Origin of the sequence: Streptomyces sp. NBC_00344, from assembly GCF_036088315.1 — a bacterium.
Taxonomy (GTDB): domain Bacteria; phylum Actinomycetota; class Actinomycetes; order Streptomycetales; family Streptomycetaceae; genus Streptomyces.
On sequence record NZ_CP107996.1, the window covers coordinates 4,968,500 to 4,985,063 of the forward strand.

A 16,564-nucleotide genomic window follows, 5' to 3' on the forward strand; every position below is an offset into this window, starting at 1 on the left:
CGGAACGGCGGGCGCGGGACACCGGCGCCCTGCCGGACGGGGTGAGACCTGGGTCACATGCGCGCATCCCGATGTCACACTTCCCTCCTCCGTGGTGCTCTCGACGGGAAACGGCGACAGGAGGACCCACGATGACCGAGATTCCGGCGCCCGGCACCGCGCGCCCCGGCACCGCGCCCGCGGATGCGGCCGACGTCGCGACCCGGGTGTTCGTGGACCATCGTGAGCTGGTCTTCTCCATCGTCTACAACATGCTCGGCGGTGTCGCGGACACCGAGGACGTGCTCCAGGAGACATGGCTGGCCTGGGCCGCCAGGAGTGCGGCGCCCGATGCGCCCGGCATCGAGAGCCCGCGCGCCTATCTGGTGCGGATCGCGGTGAACAAGGCGCTGGCCCGGCAGGCCGCGATCAGCAAACGCCGCGAGGCGTACTTCGGGCCGTGGCTGCCCGAGCCGCTGGTGACCCCGCTGGTGCCGGACACCGGGCCGGTGGACTCGGCCGAACTGGCCGTAAGGGCCGAGTCGGTCTCGATGGCGCTGCTCGTCGTCCTGGAGACCCTGACACCGCTGGAGCGCGCGGTGTTCGTGCTGCACGAGGTGTTCGGATACGCGCACACGGAGACCGCGGCCGTCCTGAGCCGTACCCCCGCCGCGGTACGTCAACTCGCCCACCGGGCCAGGGAACACGTCCAGGCCCGCCGCCCCCGCTTCCGGGCCGACCCCCGGCTCAGTCAGGAAGTGACCGAGCGTTTCGTCGCCGCCGCGTTCGGAGGGGACCTGGAGGCACTGATGGAGCTGCTGGCGCCCGAGGTGACCCTGTGGGCCGACGGCGGCGGCAAGGGGGCGGCTGCCGGACGCCGGCCGATCCACGGCCGGGCCAGGGTGGCCAAGCTGCTGGTGGCCCGCACCGCCCGGCCGCTGGCAGGTCTGGACATCCGCTACCAGCGGGTCAACGGGGGACCCTCAGCGCTGGTGTATTCGGCGGGCTCGCTGTTCTCCGTGCTGGTCATCGACCTGTCACCGGACGGCGACCGGGTGCAGGGCATCTACTCCATCACCAACCCCGACAAGTTCGCCGGAATCGAGTGAGACTGGAGGTATGTGCCGCAGTATCAAGACTCTCCGCCCGCCCGTCCTCCCCGAAGAAGCGACCGAGGAGGAGATCAGGGCCGCCGCGCTTCAGTACGTACGGAAGGTCTCCGGCTTCCGGGCGCCCGCCGCCCACAACCGGGAGGTGTTCGACCGGGCTGTGGACGAGATCGCCGGGGCGACGCAGCGGTTGCTCGACCAGCTGGAGGTCAGAGGGGTCACGAAGCCGGCGCAGGAGCCGGTGCGTCCGGTCGGCGCATGAGCAGCGCGGCCAGCGAGCCCGCGCCGAACAGGGAGAGGACGGATACCGCGGTGCCCAGCCAGCCGGCTCCCAGCCACTGGCCGCCGAAGTAGCCGAGTCCCACGCTGTAGCCCGCCCAGGCGACACCCGCCAGGGCGGACCAGGGCAGGAACTCCTTCACTTTGCGGTGCGCCGCACCCGCGCCGAGCGAGACCACCGAGCGGCCTGCCGGTGCGAAGCGGGCGATGACGACCAGGAGTCCGCCGCCCTTGGCGAGCGCCGTGCCGAGACGTTCCTGCGCCCGGGTCAGCCGGCGGGAGCGCGCGATGGCCCGGTCGAGACGTTCGCCGCCACGCCAGGCCAGCCGGTACGCCACCAGATCACCCAGCACCGAGGCGGCGGTCGCGCAGACCATCAGGGCCAGCAGATCGGGCACGTTGTGCGGGACCTGACCCGCGACCGTGGTGGAGCCCGCGGCGGCCGCCGTGGCCGCCGTGATCACCAGCACCCCGCTCGGCAGCACCGGTACGAACACATCGAGGACGACCGAGAGCGCGACGACGGCATAGATCCATGGACTGCCGGTCAGCGACCGCACGCTCTCCAGCACTCGGAACTCCCCCGTATCGTTGTCAAGGCCGCGTCTCGCAGGGAATCGAACAGCCCCCTGCTCGAGAAGAGCTCGGGAAAGGCAGCAGCGGCAGTACAGCCGTACAGCGTACGCCTGGTGTTTCCGCCGTGTTGTTCCGGGTCCCGTGGCACCTCCCGGATCGTCTGTGTTCGTACGTTTTCGCTCGGATGTGCGCCTCGGTGTGGTGGTACCGGGCGGCCGGCGGACAGGGCCGGCCCGGCCGGGCTCAGTGGTCTGCCGTCAGGTCCCTTTCCAGCACCGTCTCCAGACGGGCGCCGTTGCTTTCCCCGCGCGCCTGCACCAGCCGCAGTCCGGCCCTCCGGCCGCGCAGGTCCAGCGTCATCAGCTGATTGCCGAACCAGGGTCCGCCGGCGTTGTGCCAGCGGACCGGCGGTTCGCCCACCCGCCCGTGCCTCGCGAGCACCCGTCCCAGGGCGCGGCCCGCCCTGCTCCAGCCGAAGCGGAAGCCGAACTTCATGTACGCCGGGACCTTGTTGTGCACGGGGGAGCAGGTCAACTGCAGCACCCGGGCTGCCGGTCCTGTGTTCCCCGGGTGTGAGGGCCAGTGCGGTTCGGCGATGTACGCGTGGTGCACATCGCCCGACAGCACGCAGATCGTGGCCGGCGCCCCGTCACCGGTGCCCGCCCTGGCAATCAGTCCGGTCAGCCGGTCGAAGGATTCCGGGAAGGCGGCCCAGTGCTCCAGGTCGGCCGCTCTGCGCAGCTTCTCGCCCCGGCGGGCCCAGCGCTCGCCGCGCACCCCGCCGCACAGCGCCGAGTCCCAGCTCTCCGCGTCATGGATCAGCGGGGGCAGCAGCCAGGGCAGTGACGTCCCGACCAGCAGATGGTCGTAGGTTCCCGGCCCGTCCAGCGTCTCCCGGCGAAGCCAGTCGGCCTCGACGGCGTCGATCATCGAACGGTTCTGCTCCTCCAGCACCCGGCCCGCACGGGAATCGACCATCACCAGCCGGGTCCGGCCGAAGTCGCGGCGGTAGCTCCAGCGGTGCAGGGACGGCTCGTTGTCCGCGGAGGCCGCGAACTCCCGCAGCAGGCCGGTGCCGTCCGGTACGTCGCGCACCGCGGCGTAGAGCTTGTCGGCCGCCAGCTCCTCGGGGGAGAGATTGCCGATGTGCTGATGCACCCAGTAGGACATCAGCCCGCTGAGGATCCGCTCCTGCCACCACGGCGTACGGCGCATCTCGGCCAGCCAGGCCGCGCTGGTGTTCCAGTCGTCTATCACGTCGTGGTCGTCGAAGATCATGCAGCTGGGGACGGTGGACAGCAGCCATCGCACCTCGGGATCGAGCCAGGACTCGTAGTAGAGGCGGGTGTACTCCTCGTAGTCGGCGACCTGTGCGCCGGGCGGGACGCTCAGATCGCGGCGGGTGGCCAGCCAGTCCCTGGTGTCCTGGGAGACCTCGTCCGCGTACACCTGATCGCCCAGCAGCAGAAGGACATCCGGACGTTCGGCCGACGGGTCGGCGGCGAGCGAGACGGCGAGCGTGTCCAGGGCGTCGGGCCCGACCGGGTCCCCCTTGTGCGGGCCGGGCGCTGACACCGGGGAGCGGCCGGGACCGCCGACCGGGGCGGCCCACCGGCAGGAGCCGAAGGACACCCGCACCCGGTCGGCGCCGGGCAGCGGGGTGCGGATGGTGCTGTCCGGGAAGTCCGACTCGGCCGGCGGCCACACCTTCGCGCCGTCCAGCAGCACCTCGTACGCGGTGTCGGTCCCCGGGGCCAGGCCGGTCACCGGCACCAGCGCGTAGTGGTGCCCGGCGATCAGAAAGGTGCCCGACGAGCCTCCCGCACCGTCCGCGCACCGTATTTCGGCCGTGCAGGCACGGTCGGCCTCGACCCAGATGGTCGCGGACTCCCCCCGGTCCCAGTCGACGTACCTCAGCAGTGGTCCCAGTCGCAGTTCGGCCATGAATATCCTCCTCCGTCGTTCCGTACCGTACGGAACGACGCAGGAGGTGGTCACGCGGCGGGTCAGCAGCCGTTCAGAACGCCCTGGAGTGCGGTCTTCTCGGCCGAGTCGAGAGTGAGGTTGTAGTAGTGCTTCACCTGCACCCAGGCCCGCACGTAGGTGCACTGGTACGCGGTGCGCGAGGGCAGCCAGCTCGCCGGGTCCTGGTCTCCCTTGGACTGGTTGACGTTGTCGGTGACGGCGATCAGCTGCGGGCGGGTGAGGTCGTTGGCGAACGCCTGCCGCTGCGCCGTGGTCCAGCTGCTCGCACCCGAGCGCCATGCTTCGGCCAGCGGGACCATGTGATCGATGTCCACGTCCCCGGACGCGGTCCAGGTCGCACCGTCGTACTCGGAATACCAACTACCGCTGGTCGCCGCGCAGGTGGAGCTCTGAACGACGTTGGTGCCATCGCGCTTCAGCACCACTTCGCGGGTGTCGCAGGAGCCGGACTGGGTGATCCAGTGCGGGAACTTGTCTCGGCTGTAGCCGTCGGTCGAGCCCTCGGCGGCGACGGTGAGAGAGCTGAGATAGGACCGCGCGGTCGACGCACTCACCGGAGTGGGCAGAGCCGCCTGGGCGGAGGGTGCGGTGACGAGTCCGGCGACCGTGAGGCCGGCGGTCGCGGCGAGGACGGCTATTCGACGCGCGTAGACACCTGACATGCGAACTCCTGTGGGGTGGAGGGGTATTGACCGGTCCTGCTCGCTCAGCATGGAGGCGCCGGGTTTCCGTGGGGTGGGCGCCAGGTAACAGAGTGGCGACATGAGCACGTCATATCAAGAGCTGGGACGCTGCGGATACGACAAGCTCCGGCACCGCCGAATCCCCTGCGCCGCCGTACGGTTGGCGCGTGCTGCTTCCGGTCGATGTGACTCTCGGGGTCGTTCTCGCCGTGCTGCTGGTGGTCGCGGCGTCGGTGGCCGCCCTCGCGCACCTCGGCCGCGCCCGCGAGATCCTTACCGCGGGACTCCGCGCGGCGGTGCAGCTCGCGGGTGTCGCGCTGCTGATCGGCTGGGTGGTGAGGGCCGGACTCTCGTTCGGCTTCGTGGCCCTGATGTACGCGGTCGCGGTACGGACCGCGGGGCGCCGCATCACACAGAACCGGACCTGGTGGTGGGCCGCGGTACCCATCGCCGCCGGAGTCTTCCCGGTGGTGGGCGTGCTGCTGCTGACCGGGCTGGTGCCGTTGCGCGGTATCGCGGTCATTCCGGTCACCGGGATCCTCGTCGGCGGTGCGCTCACCGCGACGGTGCTCGGCGGGCGGCGCGCGCTCGACGAACTGGCCGTGCGACGGGGGGAGGTCGAGGCAGGCATGGCGCTCGGGCTGCTCGACCGTGAGGCCCGCCTGGAGATAGCCGGACCCGCAGCGGCCGACGCGCTGCTGCCGGGACTCGACCAGACCAGGACCGTGGGTCTCGTCACACTCCCCGGCGCCTTCGTGGGCATGCTGCTGGGCGGCGCCTCCCCGGTGAAGGCCGGGGCCGTTCAGCTTTTCGTCCTCGTCGCGCTGTGTGCCGTGCAGGCGGTGGCGGTCGCCCTGGTGCTGGAGCTGGTGGCCAGGGGGCGCCTGAACCGATGAGCCGGTGCCGTACCCTGGATGGAGCAGAAGGGGAGTAGCTCTTCGCCGGAACGTCGACATACTGCTGAACCTCGGTTCGGCCGGCGCCCGGAGGCGGATCTCTGAGGAGACCCGCCAGCGAGACCTTCGGCCGCAGTGTTTCCATTGACGCTGCCGTGCCGAAGCGACCCCTTTTCTCCGGGTTCTTCTCTGAGACGGATCTTCTCGGCACGGGCAGCCCCGACCGATCGAGGACGTCAACCCGTGTTCAGCTTCACCATCCTGGCGATCACCTTCGGCGTGGTCTTTCTCGCCGAACTACCCGACAAGACCGCGCTCGCCGGTCTGATGCTGGGCACCCGCTACCGCGCCTCGTATGTCTTCGTCGGCGTCGCGGCGGCCTTCGCCGTCCATGTCGCGCTGGCCATCGCGGCGGGCAGCGTACTGACCCTTGTTCCGCACCGGCTGCTCCAGGCGATCGTCGGCGCCCTCTTCCTCGCCGGAGCGGCGATGCTGCTCTTCAAGGGGGACGACGAGGAGGACGAGGTGAAGGCCCCGTCGGACCAGTCCTTCTGGAGGGTGGCCGGGGCCGGTTTCATGCTCATCCTGGTCGCCGAGTTCGGCGACCTCACCCAGATCATGACGGCCAACCTGGCGGCGCGTTACGACAGCCCGGTATCGGTGGGCATCGGCGCGGTGCTGGCGCTCTGGGCGGTCGCCGGGCTCGGCATCGTGGGTGGCCGGACGCTGATGAGGCGTGTGCCGCTCAAACTGATCACGAGGATCGCGGCCGGTCTGATGCTGGTGCTCGCCGGATTCAGCATCTACGAGGCGATCGCCGGCTGACGCGGCGGCGGGGCCCCACCAAGGGGGTGCGGGCCCGCCGCGCCGTGCGGGGGTCCTCAGGCGGTGATGTGAACGTTCAGGGTGCCGTCGGCGGCCGGCTCGACGCGGACCCCGGTCAGATCGGCCACCTGCGCGGTGGGCGCGTGCACCGCGGCCCGCGGGCCGACACCCACCACCCGCATGCCGGCGGCCCGGCCTGCGGTGATACCGGCCTCGGAGTCCTCGAAGACGATGCAGTCCGCGGGCGCGAAGCCCAGCTCGGCCGCGCCCTTCAGAAAGCCCTCCGGGTCCGGCTTGCTGGCGCCCACACCCTCCGCGGTGACCCGGGTCGACGGCATCGGCAGGGCCGCCGCCGTCATGCGGGCCGTCGCCAGCGCCTCGTCGGCCGAGGTGACGAGGGCGTGCGGCACCCCGGCGAGGGAAGCCATGAACTCCGTGGCGCCGGGAACCGGCACCACGCCTTCGGTGTCGGCGGTCTCCTGGGCCAGCATGTCGCGGTTGTCCGCGTAGTTCTCCTCGACCGGGCGGTCCGGGAGAAGTACGGCCATGGTCGCGTACCCCTGGCGGCCGTGCACGACCTTGAGGGTCTCGTGCGGGTCCAGGCCGTGCGCCAGGGCCCAGCGGCTCCAGACGCGCTCCACGGCGGCGTCGGAGTTCACCAGGGTGCCGTCCATGTCGAGCAGCAGGGCGCGGGCGTTCAGGACGGTCATCAGGGGACTCCAGGAGGGCGTGAGCAGAGACAAGGCGGCCCCGCCCGCCGGTCAGGGAGTGCGGGCGGAACCACTTTGTTTCAGCAGGATACAAAACGGAGCGGGGGTCGCGCCAGCCTGCCCGGTGACTCACCGGGGTTCCTGGGTCGTCGCTTCCAGGGCCTGCCGGGTCTCGGGCCCGTAGACACCGGGTGGATCGCTCCGGATGTCCAGCCACGACTGGTACTGGCGCACCGCGTCCTCGACATCGGCGTCGTACCTGCCGTCGGGTGCCGCACGGTAGACGTACACCTGGTTCATCCGCTGCTGCAGTTCGACGACACCGGGCCCGCTGTCGCCCAGCTGCAGTACGGCGGCGGACGGTGCCCGGGTGGCCGGACTGCTGATCTCCGCGGTGGCCCGTGCGGTGGGCGCGGAAGGCGAGGGGGACGCAGCGGCGGTGGGGGAGGCCGAGGCGCGTGGGGCGGGGGCGGCCGGCGCGGACGGTGTGACGGGCCTCGGGGGCCTGGCGGCCGGTGGAGCCGCGGACGGGGTCGCCGACGCCGCAGACGGGGGCGCGGCGGGCGGGGGCACCGGATCGTCGGGTGTGCTGCTGGCCGTGTCCGGCAGCGCCTGGTCCCGCACGGTGTCATCGGCGGAGAACAGCCCTCCGGCGAACGCCACCGTGCCCAGAGCGGCCACCGCGGCCACTCCGCCCGCGATCACGGTGAACGGTCTTCGCCTCCTGCCCGGCGGCCGCGGCGGATCAGGCGGGCCGGCCGCCTCCGCCTCCAGCACCGGTGCCGCCGCGATCGGCACGGTCGGGTACGCGGCACCCACGACGTCGTCCGCCGGATCCGGCTCGGGATCGGGCAGCGTGACGTACGGCCGTATCCGCAGCGGTTCAAAATCCTCATGGCTCACTGTGGCCACCCCCCTTGAACTCGCGGCGATTATGCCGCAGCACCAGGATGGAGTGCATGGCTCAGCAAACCCCGGCACTTCCGGCGGCCCCCGCCGAGTCCGGCGGGCGGCCCCAGCGGAGCGTTCTGGTCGCCATCGGCGCTCTGCTGCTCGGCATGCTCATCGCCGCCCTCGACCAGACGATCGTCTCCACCGCACTTCCCACGATCGTCAGCGACCTCGGCGGAATGGAACACCTCTCCTGGGTGGTCACGGCCTATCTGCTGGCCTCGACGGCCGCCACCCCCCTCTGGGGGAAGCTCGGCGATCAGTACGGCCGCAAGAGGCTCTTCCAGACGGCCGTGGTCATCTTCCTGATCGGCTCCGCGCTCTGCGGCATCGCGCAGAACATGCCCCAGCTCATCGGGTTCCGTGCGGTGCAGGGGCTCGGCGGCGGTGGTCTGATCGTGCTGTCGATGGCCATCGTCGGCGACCTGGTGCCGCCGCGTGAGCGGGGAAAGTACCAGGGGCTCTTCGGAGCGGTCTTCGGCGCGACCAGCGTGCTGGGGCCGCTGCTCGGCGGGCTGTTCACCGAACATCTCAGCTGGCGCTGGGTGTTCTACATCAACCTCCCCATCGGCGTCGTCGCGCTCGGGGTGATCGCCGCGGTCCTGCACATCCCGGTCCGTTCGACCAGGCACACCATCGACTACCTCGGGACCTTCCTGATCGCGTCGGTCGCCACGTGTCTGGTGCTGGTCGCGTCGCTGGGCGGCACCACCTGGGCGTGGGTGTCCGCGCCGGTCATCGGGCTGGCTGTTCTCGGGGTGCTGCTGCTCTTCGCCTTTCTCCATGTCGAGCGGCGGGCCGCCGAGCCGGTGCTTCCCCCGAAACTGTTCCGCATCAGGACGTTCGTGCTGTGTTCGGTGATCAGCTTCATCGTCGGCTTCGCGATGTTCGGCGCGATGACCTACCTGCCGACCTTCCTCCAGGTCGTCCAGGGCGTGAGCCCCACCCTGTCCGGCGTGCACATGCTGCCGATGGTGTTCGGTCTGCTGCTCTCGTCCACCGCGTCGGGACAGATCGTCAGCCGCACAGGCCGCTGGAAGGTCTTCCCGGTCGCCGGCACCGGCATCACCGCGGTGGGACTGCTGCTGCTGCACCGGCTGACGGAACACAGCTCCACCTGGTCGATGAGCCTGTGCTTCTTCGTCTTCGGGCTGGGGCTCGGACTGGTGATGCAGGTGCTCGTGCTCGTGGTCCAGAACGCGGTGAGCTACCGGGATCTGGGCGTCGCCACCTCGGGGGCGACCTTCTTCAGGTCCATCGGTGCCTCGTTCGGTGTCGCGGTGTTCGGCACCATCTTCACCAACCGGCTCGGCGGCAAACTCGATGACGCGCTCGCCGGGAAGCAGCTGCCGCCCGGCGTGAGCGCCCGGCGCCTGGAGGCCGACCCACGCGCCATCGGTGATCTTGCGCCCCAGTTGCGTGCACCGGTGCTGCACGCGTACGCCAGCTCCATCACCGATGTCTTCCTCTACGCGGTCCCCGTGGTGCTGCTGGCCTTCGTCATCTCCTGGTTCCTCAAGGAGGACAAGCTGCGCGCATCGGTGACCACTCCCGAGGTCTCCGAGACCCTGGCGTCCAACCCGGTCGAGCGGTCTTCGTACGACGAGGTGGTGCGGGCCCTCTCGGTGCTGGGCAGCCGCGAGGGGCGCCACGAGATCTACCAGAAGATCACCGCGAAGGCGGGCTACGACCTGCTCCCCGCGGCCAGTTGGCTGCTGCTGCGGATCAAACGGCACGGAGTGGTCGAACCGGGCCGGCTCGCCGAGACATCCCCGGTCTCGCTGCGGGCCATCACCGAAGCGGCCCGGCAGCTCGAGGAGCGGGGCCTGGCCGCGCGCGAAGGTGTCGATCTGACACTCACCGACTCCGGGGTGAACGCGTCGGCGCGGCTCGCCAAGGCGCGCGAGGACTCCCTCGCCGAGTTGCTGGGCGACTGGTGGGGGCCCGAGCGGCCGACCGATCTGGTCGTACTGGTCGAAGAGCTGAACGCCGAGCTGTGCGGTTCCGACGCGGAGCGGCCGCGCGGGGCACGGAGCGAGCAGGCCGGCGCGGCCTGGCCCGCCGCCCCTCTCCCTCCGCCCCGGTCAGAGCTCCAGGGCTTCAGGACTCCGGAGACTCGGGGCTTCAGAGCTCCTTGCCGTACCAGATCTCCATGTACGGACCTGTCTTGTACGCGGGAATCTCGCCGTACCCGTGCCGGGTGTACAGCGCCCGCGCCTCCACCAGATCGAGCCGGGTGTCCAGCACCATGCGCCGGGCACCCAGCTGCCGCGCCGCGTCCTCCAGGGCGCTCAGCAGTGCGCCGCCCCCGCCGGTGCCCCGGCGGGCCTGACGCACGAAGACCCGGGTGAGCTCGGCGGTCGCCGGATCGCGGAGCAGTATCCCGCCGCACGACGCGGCCTCTCCCCGGTGCCGACCTACGACGAACTCCCCGGTGGGGTGCGCGAGTTGCTCCACCCCGTCGCCGGCGAGTCCCGCGTCGATCTCCTGCGCGGTCGCGGGACGCCGCCAGTAGCGGCTCGCCACCTCGTCGTAGTAGTCGCGGCGGAGCGCGGTGGCATCGGCGGTGTGGAAAGGCTCAGCGGCCACGATCCAGTTCACGCCGGACAGTGTGGCCGGGACACCGCTGTTTCGCACGCGAGTTACGGGCAACGCGGAGAGTGCACGAACCACAACACGGTCGAGAACGCGCGACCGGGTCCGAGAACGTCCGAGAACAGGGAAGGCACTCATGTCCACAGTCGTGATCGTCGTCATGATCGCGGTGTTCCTCGTCGTGGTCGCCGCCGTCCTGGCCATCGGGCCCGGCAAGGGTGCCGGGCGCGGTGGCCTGAAGCGCCGCTTCGGCCCCGAGTACGACCGGGTCGTCGCCCGGCACAACGGTGACACCAAGGCGGCCGAGGCCGAGCTGGGTGAACGGGTGAAGCGGCACGGCTCGCTGGAGAAGCGCCCGCTCTCCGTGGAGGCGCGCGAGCGCTATGTCGCCCGCTGGGCCGGGCTCCAGGAACAGTTCGTCGACTCGCCGCAGCAGGCGGTCGCCGAGGCCGAACAACTGCTGGGCGCGCTCGCCCGCGAGCGGGGATTTCCGGCAGCCGAAGACTACGAGGAGCAGGTATCCGCGCTCTCCGTGCACCACGCCGCTCACGTCAACGGCTACCGGGCGCTGCACGGTTCGGTGAAGGGTGAGGGCGGTACGGAGGAGCTGCGGACCGCGATGCTCGAGGCCCGGGGACTCTTCGGGGAACTAGTGTCCACGAAGTCACACGATCCGGAGCGGGCGCGGACCGGCGAAGAGAAGGCCGGGGAGCGGGGCCGCTCGAAGGTGCTGCCGGTGCGGCGGCACGTGAAGGGAAGTGGTGTGTGATGGCGTACGAACCCGGACAGCCGGAGCGGGACGCGGCGGTGGAGCGCCAGGAGACGGAGCAGCCGCGGCGGGAGGGGCTCACCGGGCACCCGGCCCGTGCTGAGCGGCCCGCGCGCGGCGGGAGCGCCGGCCGTGCGGACCGCAGGGAACCGGCGCCGACGGAGCGGATCCCGAAGCTGCGTGGACCGGCGGGCGGGCCCGTGAAGCAGCAGGACCCGGCGGACGGGACCGTGCGGGACCTGGATCCGGCGGACACGTCGGTGAGACCGCAGGACCCGGCCGGGCACGAGCGGCAGGACCCGGCCGGGCACGAGCGTCGGGACCCGGCAGGGCACGTCGCGGAGCGGGACCCGGCGGACGGCGGCCGGCTCATACCGTCCGCCGAACGCGACAAGCTGGGTCTGCGGCTCCAGCAGGCCGTCAACGGGTTCGTCGACGCTCCCCGGAGCGCGGTCGAGCAGGCCGACCGGATCTTCGAGGAGACGGCGGCCCGGGTGACCGAAACCCTCAACGAGCGGGGCGGCAGCCTCCGTACGGCCTGGAACCACGGCAGCGACCAGGAGTCGGCGACGGAGGAACTGCGTCTCGCGCTCCGTACCTACCGTGAGGTGACGGAGCGATTGCTGAAACTGTGATCAGCCGTTCTTCGGGGCCGTCTGCTGGACGACCTCGAAGGACCACAGGGTGGAGCCGGAGGCGGCGGGCCGGGGACGGTCCCCGCCTTCGGCGCCGCCGCCTCCGTGTGCACCGCGCATGGACGTGGCCATCCACTTCTCGAAGTCCGCCTCGGACGCCCAGCGGGTGTAGACCAGATACTGGTCGGTGCCCTCCACCGGGCGCAGCAGCTCGAACCACTCGAAGCCGTCGGAGCTCTCCACCGACCCGGCGCGGGCGGCGAACCGCTTTTCCAGGACCTCCCGCTGTTCGGCGGGCACGGTCAGAACGTTGATCTTCACGATGCTCATACCGGCCATACTGCCGTACCGCCACCATGAGGTATCCGCGGTACCGCCGCCGTGCCGTACCGGCCGTCCCGCTGTGCCGCCGCCGTGCGCACCGGCCGGTCAGCCCAGGACGTGCGCGATGACAAAGCCGTCGTATCCCTTGCTGCCGACCGTCTGGAGTGCGGTCGCGCTCAGTTGGGGCCTCTCGGCGATCAGTTCGAAGAGCGCGCGGGTGCCCTGAACCCGGGGGTCCTGGCTGTCCGGATCGACGACCTCCCCGTTGCGCACCACGTTGTCGACGATGATCACGCTGCCCGGACGGGTGAGCTTCAGGGCCCACTCGAGGTAGTGCGGGTTGTTCGGCTTGTCGGCATCGATGAAGACCAGGTCGAAGGGGCCGACCCGCTCCGCTTCGAGCAGCGGCAGGGTGTCCAGGGCGGCGCCGGTCCGCACTTCGGCGATCTTGTCGAGACCTGCCCGGGCGAGATTTGCGCGGGCCACGTCCGCCGCTTGCGGGTCCGCCTCGAGGGAGACGAGCCGGCCGTCGGCGGGCAGCGCCCGGGCCAGCCAGATGGTGCTGTAGCCGCCCAGCGTGCCGAACTCCAGGACACTGCGCGCGCCCTGGATCCGGGCCAGCAGATGCAGCAGTTTGCCCTGGTTGGGGGCGACGTTGATCGGGCTCAGCCCCGCCGCGTCGCTGGCCGCCAGCGCCGCGTCCAGTGCGCCGTCCGACGGAACCAGATGATCGGTGAAGTAGCGGTCGACCTCGGTCCACTGTTCCTGTGACATGCGATTCCTCTCACCGGTACGTGCGGCGCTGTGGGTGGTGCGCGGTAAGTTCCTCTTGGGAACTTACTCGCATCCACGCCGCTGTGAAAGCTGGTTCAGGAGATCGGTGGCGGTGCGTGCACCGGCGGCGGAGGTACCACCGGGCGCCGGCGCCCGGCGCGCACCAGCCGGAGTGCGCCGGCCGCGAGGGTCAGCAGGGCTACGGCCGCCGTCAGCAGCCAGGCCGGTATGCCGCCCGCCGTGAGCAGGCGGTCCCGGTAGACCACCCGTTGGAACGGTGTGTCGGAAGCGGTCCGTGCCATCCGGTGGTCCCCGTCGATCCGCGACGGCACGGGGAAGCTCTGCTCAACGGCGGTCAGATACCGCTGCCCGTCCGCGAAACGCCCCAACTCACCGGTGGCTGCCACCTTTCCGGCGTACGTCACCACGGGCGGCAGGCCACCGATCGCGCCGGTTGGCTCCATCCGGTGGGCTGCCAGTACATAGAGCCCGAGCGACTGCGGGGTCTTCGCCCGCCGCGACAGCCGCATCGGGTACACCAGCCGGTCGCTCGCGAACGTCAGCCGGAGTGGGTCCAGCGTGCCGGCCAGGGGCTTGCCGGTGCTCTCCGGGGCCAGCCGTATCGCGACGTACTCCCACTTCCGGTCGACATACGGCTGCAGGTCGCCCGACAGACCTTCGGGCAGATGGAAGCCGTTACGTCCGAGCCAGCCGCCCAGCGCCTTCGGGTCGGTGGCGGTCAGTTCGGCGACATCGAACGGCCCGAGGCGTTCACGGCCGACGACACCGACCGGACGTGCGCCCGCCGCCGGGGGAGCGGCAGCCGAGTCGCCCGGGTCCGCGTGCCCGCCGAAGGGCCAGTCACCGCTGTGCGGCCAGAAGTGATCGCGGGTCCGGTGCACAGGCGCGGTGACCGACTCGAGTGCGTCGAAGAGCGTGCTGTCCCCCAGCGCGACCGAAGCCCGGTGCGGCACCGGCATGATCCAGGCCGCCTGTTCTGCGTCCCCGTCGACGGTCAGGCTCATGACGATCTGTTCACTGCGGCCGTCCCAGCGCACCGCCGAGGTCTCCCGGTCGACATTGAGCCGCGATGACGGGTCGTGCACCAGAGCGCCGCAGCCGCAGGCGTACGCCGGTGCCATCAGTGAACCCAACTGGACCACCAAGAACGTGAGTACCACCAGCAACGTTCTGTTCCGCATCCCCCGTACCTCCCGCCGTCCGACACGAGCACAGACGGAGTGCGGCCGGGGCCGGTTCCCCCCGCGGCGGGCCGGCGGACGTCAACGGACAGCGGTTGACCGGCCGATAGCTGCGGGACAGTGCTTGAATGGCGGGAAACGTACCGGTTGCGTCGGATGAACCGTGGGTTGTGTGCATACGCCCCCGGAACAGTGCGAGGCTCCGGTCGGAGGGGCCGGTGTGGAAAAGGGTGGAGGTCCGGCAGGGCGTGGCGAATGACGGGCACAGCGGAGTGCGTAATGCCGTCGGCGACGGGGCGGGATCCGAGCGGGCGCGCGCGGTGCTGTGGCTGGTCGTCACCGCACTGGCCGTTCGTCAGGTGGCAGCGGTGCTGCGGTTGCCACCCAGCCGGCGGCTGACCGATCTGGAGACCTGGACCGGTGCCGACGGGGTTCTGCACCTCGGGGATCCGCTCTACGCCACAGGCATGTTCACCGACACCCCGTTCGCCGGACTCGTGCTGAAACCGCTCACCCGCTCCGCCGAGGCGAGCCTCGGAGTCGCCTGGACCTTCGGCACCCTGCTGCTCGTCGTCGCTCTCGGGACGGTCGTGGCGCGGGCGCTGCCGGGGCCGCTGTCCCGGCGTACGCGCCAGCTGGGCGCTCCCTGCGCGATCAGCCTGCTGATGCTGTCGCTGCCGGTCCGCAACACACTTCACCTCGGCCAGACGAGCATCATCCCGGTGCTGCTGGTCCTTCTCGGATTCTTCGTCGCCGGCGAAGAGCGCGGTTCGGGTCTGCTCATCGGTTTCGGTGCGGCGCTGCAGCCGATAGTGCTGCTCTTCGTGCCGCTGCTCTGGCTGACCGGCCGCAGGCGCGCGGCAGTCTCCACGGCGGCGACCTTCGCCGTGTGCACGGCGCTGGCGTGGGCGGTGATGGCGCGGGACTCCTGGACGTACTGGGCCCACCACGTGGCGGGCACCGGCCTCGGCGCGCACCCCGAGGGACTCGCCGACCAGTCCCTGCACGGCGCTCTGTTGCGCTTCGGGCTGGCCGGGCCGCTGGAGATCGCGGTCTTCCTCGTGCTCGCCGTCCTGGTCACCGTGCTCGGGCTGCTCCGCGCGGTCCGCTACGCCAGGGACGGGCAGCTGCTGCTGGCGGTCGCGGTGACCGGCTGCGTCACCGTCGCCGTCTCACCGGCCACCTGGCAGCACCAACTGCTGTGGGTGCTGCTCGCGGTCGTGGGACGGGTGGGCAGACGCGCGGCCGACCGGATGGTGTGGCCCGCCGTGGTTGTTCTGGTGATGACCCTGCCGGGCACCATGCTGCTGCCGAACATCGCGGCGGTGTACCCGGTGCGGGACAACGCCGTGCTGCTGACCGCGCTCGCCGCGGCCTGCGCGGTGCCCTTCCTGGAACGCGCATCGCCGCACTGGGGGGCCGCGGTCCCGACGGTGTACGCCGAGCCGGCCCCGGCTCGCTGGAGGGCGGTCCCGCTGCTGCGGTTCTGGCGCCGGGTGACCACCCGTCCCAATCTGCTGCTGGAACTCCTGGCGATCCGCGTCGGATACTCCGTGTACTCGCACATCCGGGCCGCGGCCACCGGTGGCCGGGCCACCGCGGAATCACACGGCCGCACGGTCGTCTCCATCGAGCAGACCCTGCACATCGACATCGAGCACTGGGCCAACCACGCGGTGGCGAAGATCCAGTGGCTGGACTCGTTCCTCAGCTTCTACTACGAGACGTTCCACTTCATCGTGCCGCTGGCGATTCTCGGCGCGCTCTACGTCCGCCGGCCGGCGGACTACCGCTGGGCGCGGACCTCGCTCTCCTTCGCCACGCTGCTCGGCCTCGTCGGGTTCTTCTTCTTCCCGCTGGCCCCGCCCCGGCTGATGCCGGGCCTGGGATTCATCGACACCGTCCACGGGGTGCAGGACCTCGCGCACCCCGACTACGGTGCGATGACCGCGATGACCAACCAGTACGCGGCCATGCCCTCACTGCACTTCGGCTGGGCTCTGTGGTGCGGCGTCGTCGTCGCCCTGCTGGTCCCGAAGCGGACGCTGAAGGTGATCGCGATGCTGCATCCGCTCCTCACGGTCAGCGCGATCGTCGCGACCGCCAACCATTGGGTGCTGGATGCGATCGGCGGTGCGACGGTCGTCGTGCTCGGTTTCGGGCTGACCCATCTGCTGGCCGGACGGCGCACCCTGCTGCCTCCCAGGGTTCTGCCCGGCCCCCGGCCCGCCCCGCCCGCCGTACAGCCGGAGGCGTCCGGGGCGGTCTGAC

General features: G+C 70.9%; 16 protein-coding genes and 1 pseudogene. 8 read left to right on the forward strand and 9 right to left on the reverse strand.

Annotation, left to right across the window (positions count from 1 at the left end; all coding sequences use genetic code 11):
* The first annotated feature begins 131 nt into the window (after positions 1–131).
* Together OHS16_RS22370 and OHS16_RS22375 are read left to right on the forward strand one after the other, a co-directional pair.
* Positions 132–1,088 carry a sigma-70 family RNA polymerase sigma factor gene (locus tag OHS16_RS22370; protein WP_328539018.1) on the forward strand — a complete coding sequence of 319 codons (957 nt, stop codon included), beginning with the start codon at positions 132–134 and terminating at the stop codon, positions 1,086–1,088.
* A gap of 10 nt (positions 1,089–1,098) precedes the next feature.
* Positions 1,099–1,350 carry a DUF2277 domain-containing protein gene (locus OHS16_RS22375; protein ID WP_328539019.1) on the forward strand — a complete coding sequence of 84 codons (252 nt, stop codon included), beginning with the start codon at positions 1,099–1,101 and terminating at the stop codon, positions 1,348–1,350.
* Here the strand turns inward: OHS16_RS22375 and OHS16_RS22380 are convergent.
* The 3 genes from OHS16_RS22380 to OHS16_RS22390 all read right to left on the reverse strand — a co-directional run bounded on the left by OHS16_RS22380 (position 1,307) and on the right by OHS16_RS22390 (position 4,591).
* Positions 1,307–1,939 (reverse strand): DedA family protein, encoded by a 633-nt coding sequence (locus OHS16_RS22380; RefSeq protein WP_328539020.1) that lies wholly within the window; start codon positions 1,937–1,939, stop codon positions 1,307–1,309. The two genes, OHS16_RS22375 and OHS16_RS22380, sit on opposite strands and share 44 nt — an antisense overlap.
* Before the next feature lie 247 nt (positions 1,940–2,186).
* Complete coding sequence (locus OHS16_RS22385; RefSeq protein WP_328539021.1) at positions 2,187–3,887, reverse strand: alkaline phosphatase D family protein; 1,701 nt, start codon at positions 3,885–3,887, stop codon at positions 2,187–2,189.
* 62 nt (positions 3,888–3,949) lie between these two features.
* Entirely contained in the window at positions 3,950–4,591 is a 642-nt protein-coding gene (locus OHS16_RS22390; protein WP_328539022.1) for an HNH endonuclease family protein, read from the reverse strand.
* Between the two features lie 188 nt (positions 4,592–4,779).
* Here OHS16_RS22390 and OHS16_RS22395 point away from each other — a divergent pair, with 188 nt between their 5' ends.
* Positions 4,780–5,508, forward strand: coding sequence for an ABC transporter permease (locus tag OHS16_RS22395; RefSeq protein WP_328539023.1), 729 nt, complete (start codon positions 4,780–4,782; stop codon positions 5,506–5,508).
* A gap of 243 nt (positions 5,509–5,751) precedes the next feature.
* Positions 5,752–6,333, forward strand: a complete 582-nt coding sequence (locus OHS16_RS22400) for a TMEM165/GDT1 family protein (protein ID WP_328539024.1) — start codon at positions 5,752–5,754, stop codon at positions 6,331–6,333.
* A gap of 56 nt (positions 6,334–6,389) precedes the next feature.
* Here OHS16_RS22400 and OHS16_RS22405 read toward each other — a convergent pair whose 3' ends face one another.
* Both OHS16_RS22405 and OHS16_RS22410 read right to left on the reverse strand, forming a co-directional pair.
* Complete coding sequence (locus OHS16_RS22405) at positions 6,390–7,043, reverse strand: HAD-IA family hydrolase (RefSeq protein WP_328539025.1); 654 nt, start codon at positions 7,041–7,043, stop codon at positions 6,390–6,392.
* Between the two features lie 129 nt (positions 7,044–7,172).
* On the reverse strand, positions 7,173–7,946 hold the full coding sequence (locus OHS16_RS22410) for a peptidoglycan-binding domain-containing protein (RefSeq protein WP_328539026.1): 774 nt from the start codon (positions 7,944–7,946) through the stop codon (positions 7,173–7,175).
* 56 nt (positions 7,947–8,002) lie between these two features.
* Here OHS16_RS22410 and OHS16_RS22415 point away from each other — a divergent pair, with 56 nt between their 5' ends.
* Positions 8,003–10,345 (forward strand): MDR family MFS transporter, encoded by a 2,343-nt coding sequence (locus OHS16_RS22415; protein WP_328539027.1) that lies wholly within the window; start codon positions 8,003–8,005, stop codon positions 10,343–10,345.
* Here OHS16_RS22415 and OHS16_RS22420 read toward each other — a convergent pair.
* Positions 10,242–10,793, reverse strand: a pseudogene (locus OHS16_RS22420) (GNAT family N-acetyltransferase); the annotation flags it as partial. The gene OHS16_RS22415 and the pseudogene OHS16_RS22420 sit on opposite strands and share 104 nt — an antisense overlap.
* Between OHS16_RS22420 and OHS16_RS22425 the strand changes: the two are divergent.
* Positions 10,726–11,358 (forward strand): hypothetical protein, encoded by a 633-nt coding sequence (locus tag OHS16_RS22425; protein WP_328539028.1) that lies wholly within the window; start codon positions 10,726–10,728, stop codon positions 11,356–11,358. The pseudogene OHS16_RS22420 and the gene OHS16_RS22425 overlap by 68 nt on opposite strands.
* Positions 11,358–11,993: a hypothetical protein gene (locus OHS16_RS22430; protein WP_328539029.1), complete on the forward strand. Its 636-nt coding sequence runs from the start codon at positions 11,358–11,360 to the stop codon at positions 11,991–11,993. Before OHS16_RS22425 ends, OHS16_RS22430 begins: the two co-directional genes overlap by 1 nt.
* Here the strand turns inward: OHS16_RS22430 and OHS16_RS22435 are convergent, their stop codons facing one another.
* The 3 genes from OHS16_RS22435 to OHS16_RS22445 all read right to left on the reverse strand — a co-directional run bounded on the left by OHS16_RS22435 (position 11,994) and on the right by OHS16_RS22445 (position 14,293).
* The gene (locus OHS16_RS22435; protein ID WP_328539030.1) at positions 11,994–12,323 is read right to left on the reverse strand and encodes an antibiotic biosynthesis monooxygenase family protein; all 330 of its coding nucleotides are present in this window, start codon (positions 12,321–12,323) and stop codon (positions 11,994–11,996) included.
* A 99-nt stretch (positions 12,324–12,422) separates the two neighbouring features.
* On the reverse strand, positions 12,423–13,091 hold the full coding sequence (locus tag OHS16_RS22440) for an O-methyltransferase (RefSeq protein ID WP_328539031.1): 669 nt from the start codon (positions 13,089–13,091) through the stop codon (positions 12,423–12,425).
* A 95-nt stretch (positions 13,092–13,186) separates the two neighbouring features.
* Entirely contained in the window at positions 13,187–14,293 is a 1,107-nt protein-coding gene (locus OHS16_RS22445) for a DUF2330 domain-containing protein (RefSeq protein WP_328539032.1), read from the reverse strand.
* A 248-nt stretch (positions 14,294–14,541) separates the two neighbouring features.
* On the opposite strand from OHS16_RS22445, the gene OHS16_RS22450 reads away from it, so the two are divergent.
* Positions 14,542–16,563 (forward strand): bifunctional glycosyltransferase 87/phosphatase PAP2 family protein, encoded by a 2,022-nt coding sequence (locus OHS16_RS22450; protein ID WP_443042668.1) that lies wholly within the window; start codon positions 14,542–14,544, stop codon positions 16,561–16,563.
* Position 16,564: the final 1 nt, after the last annotated feature.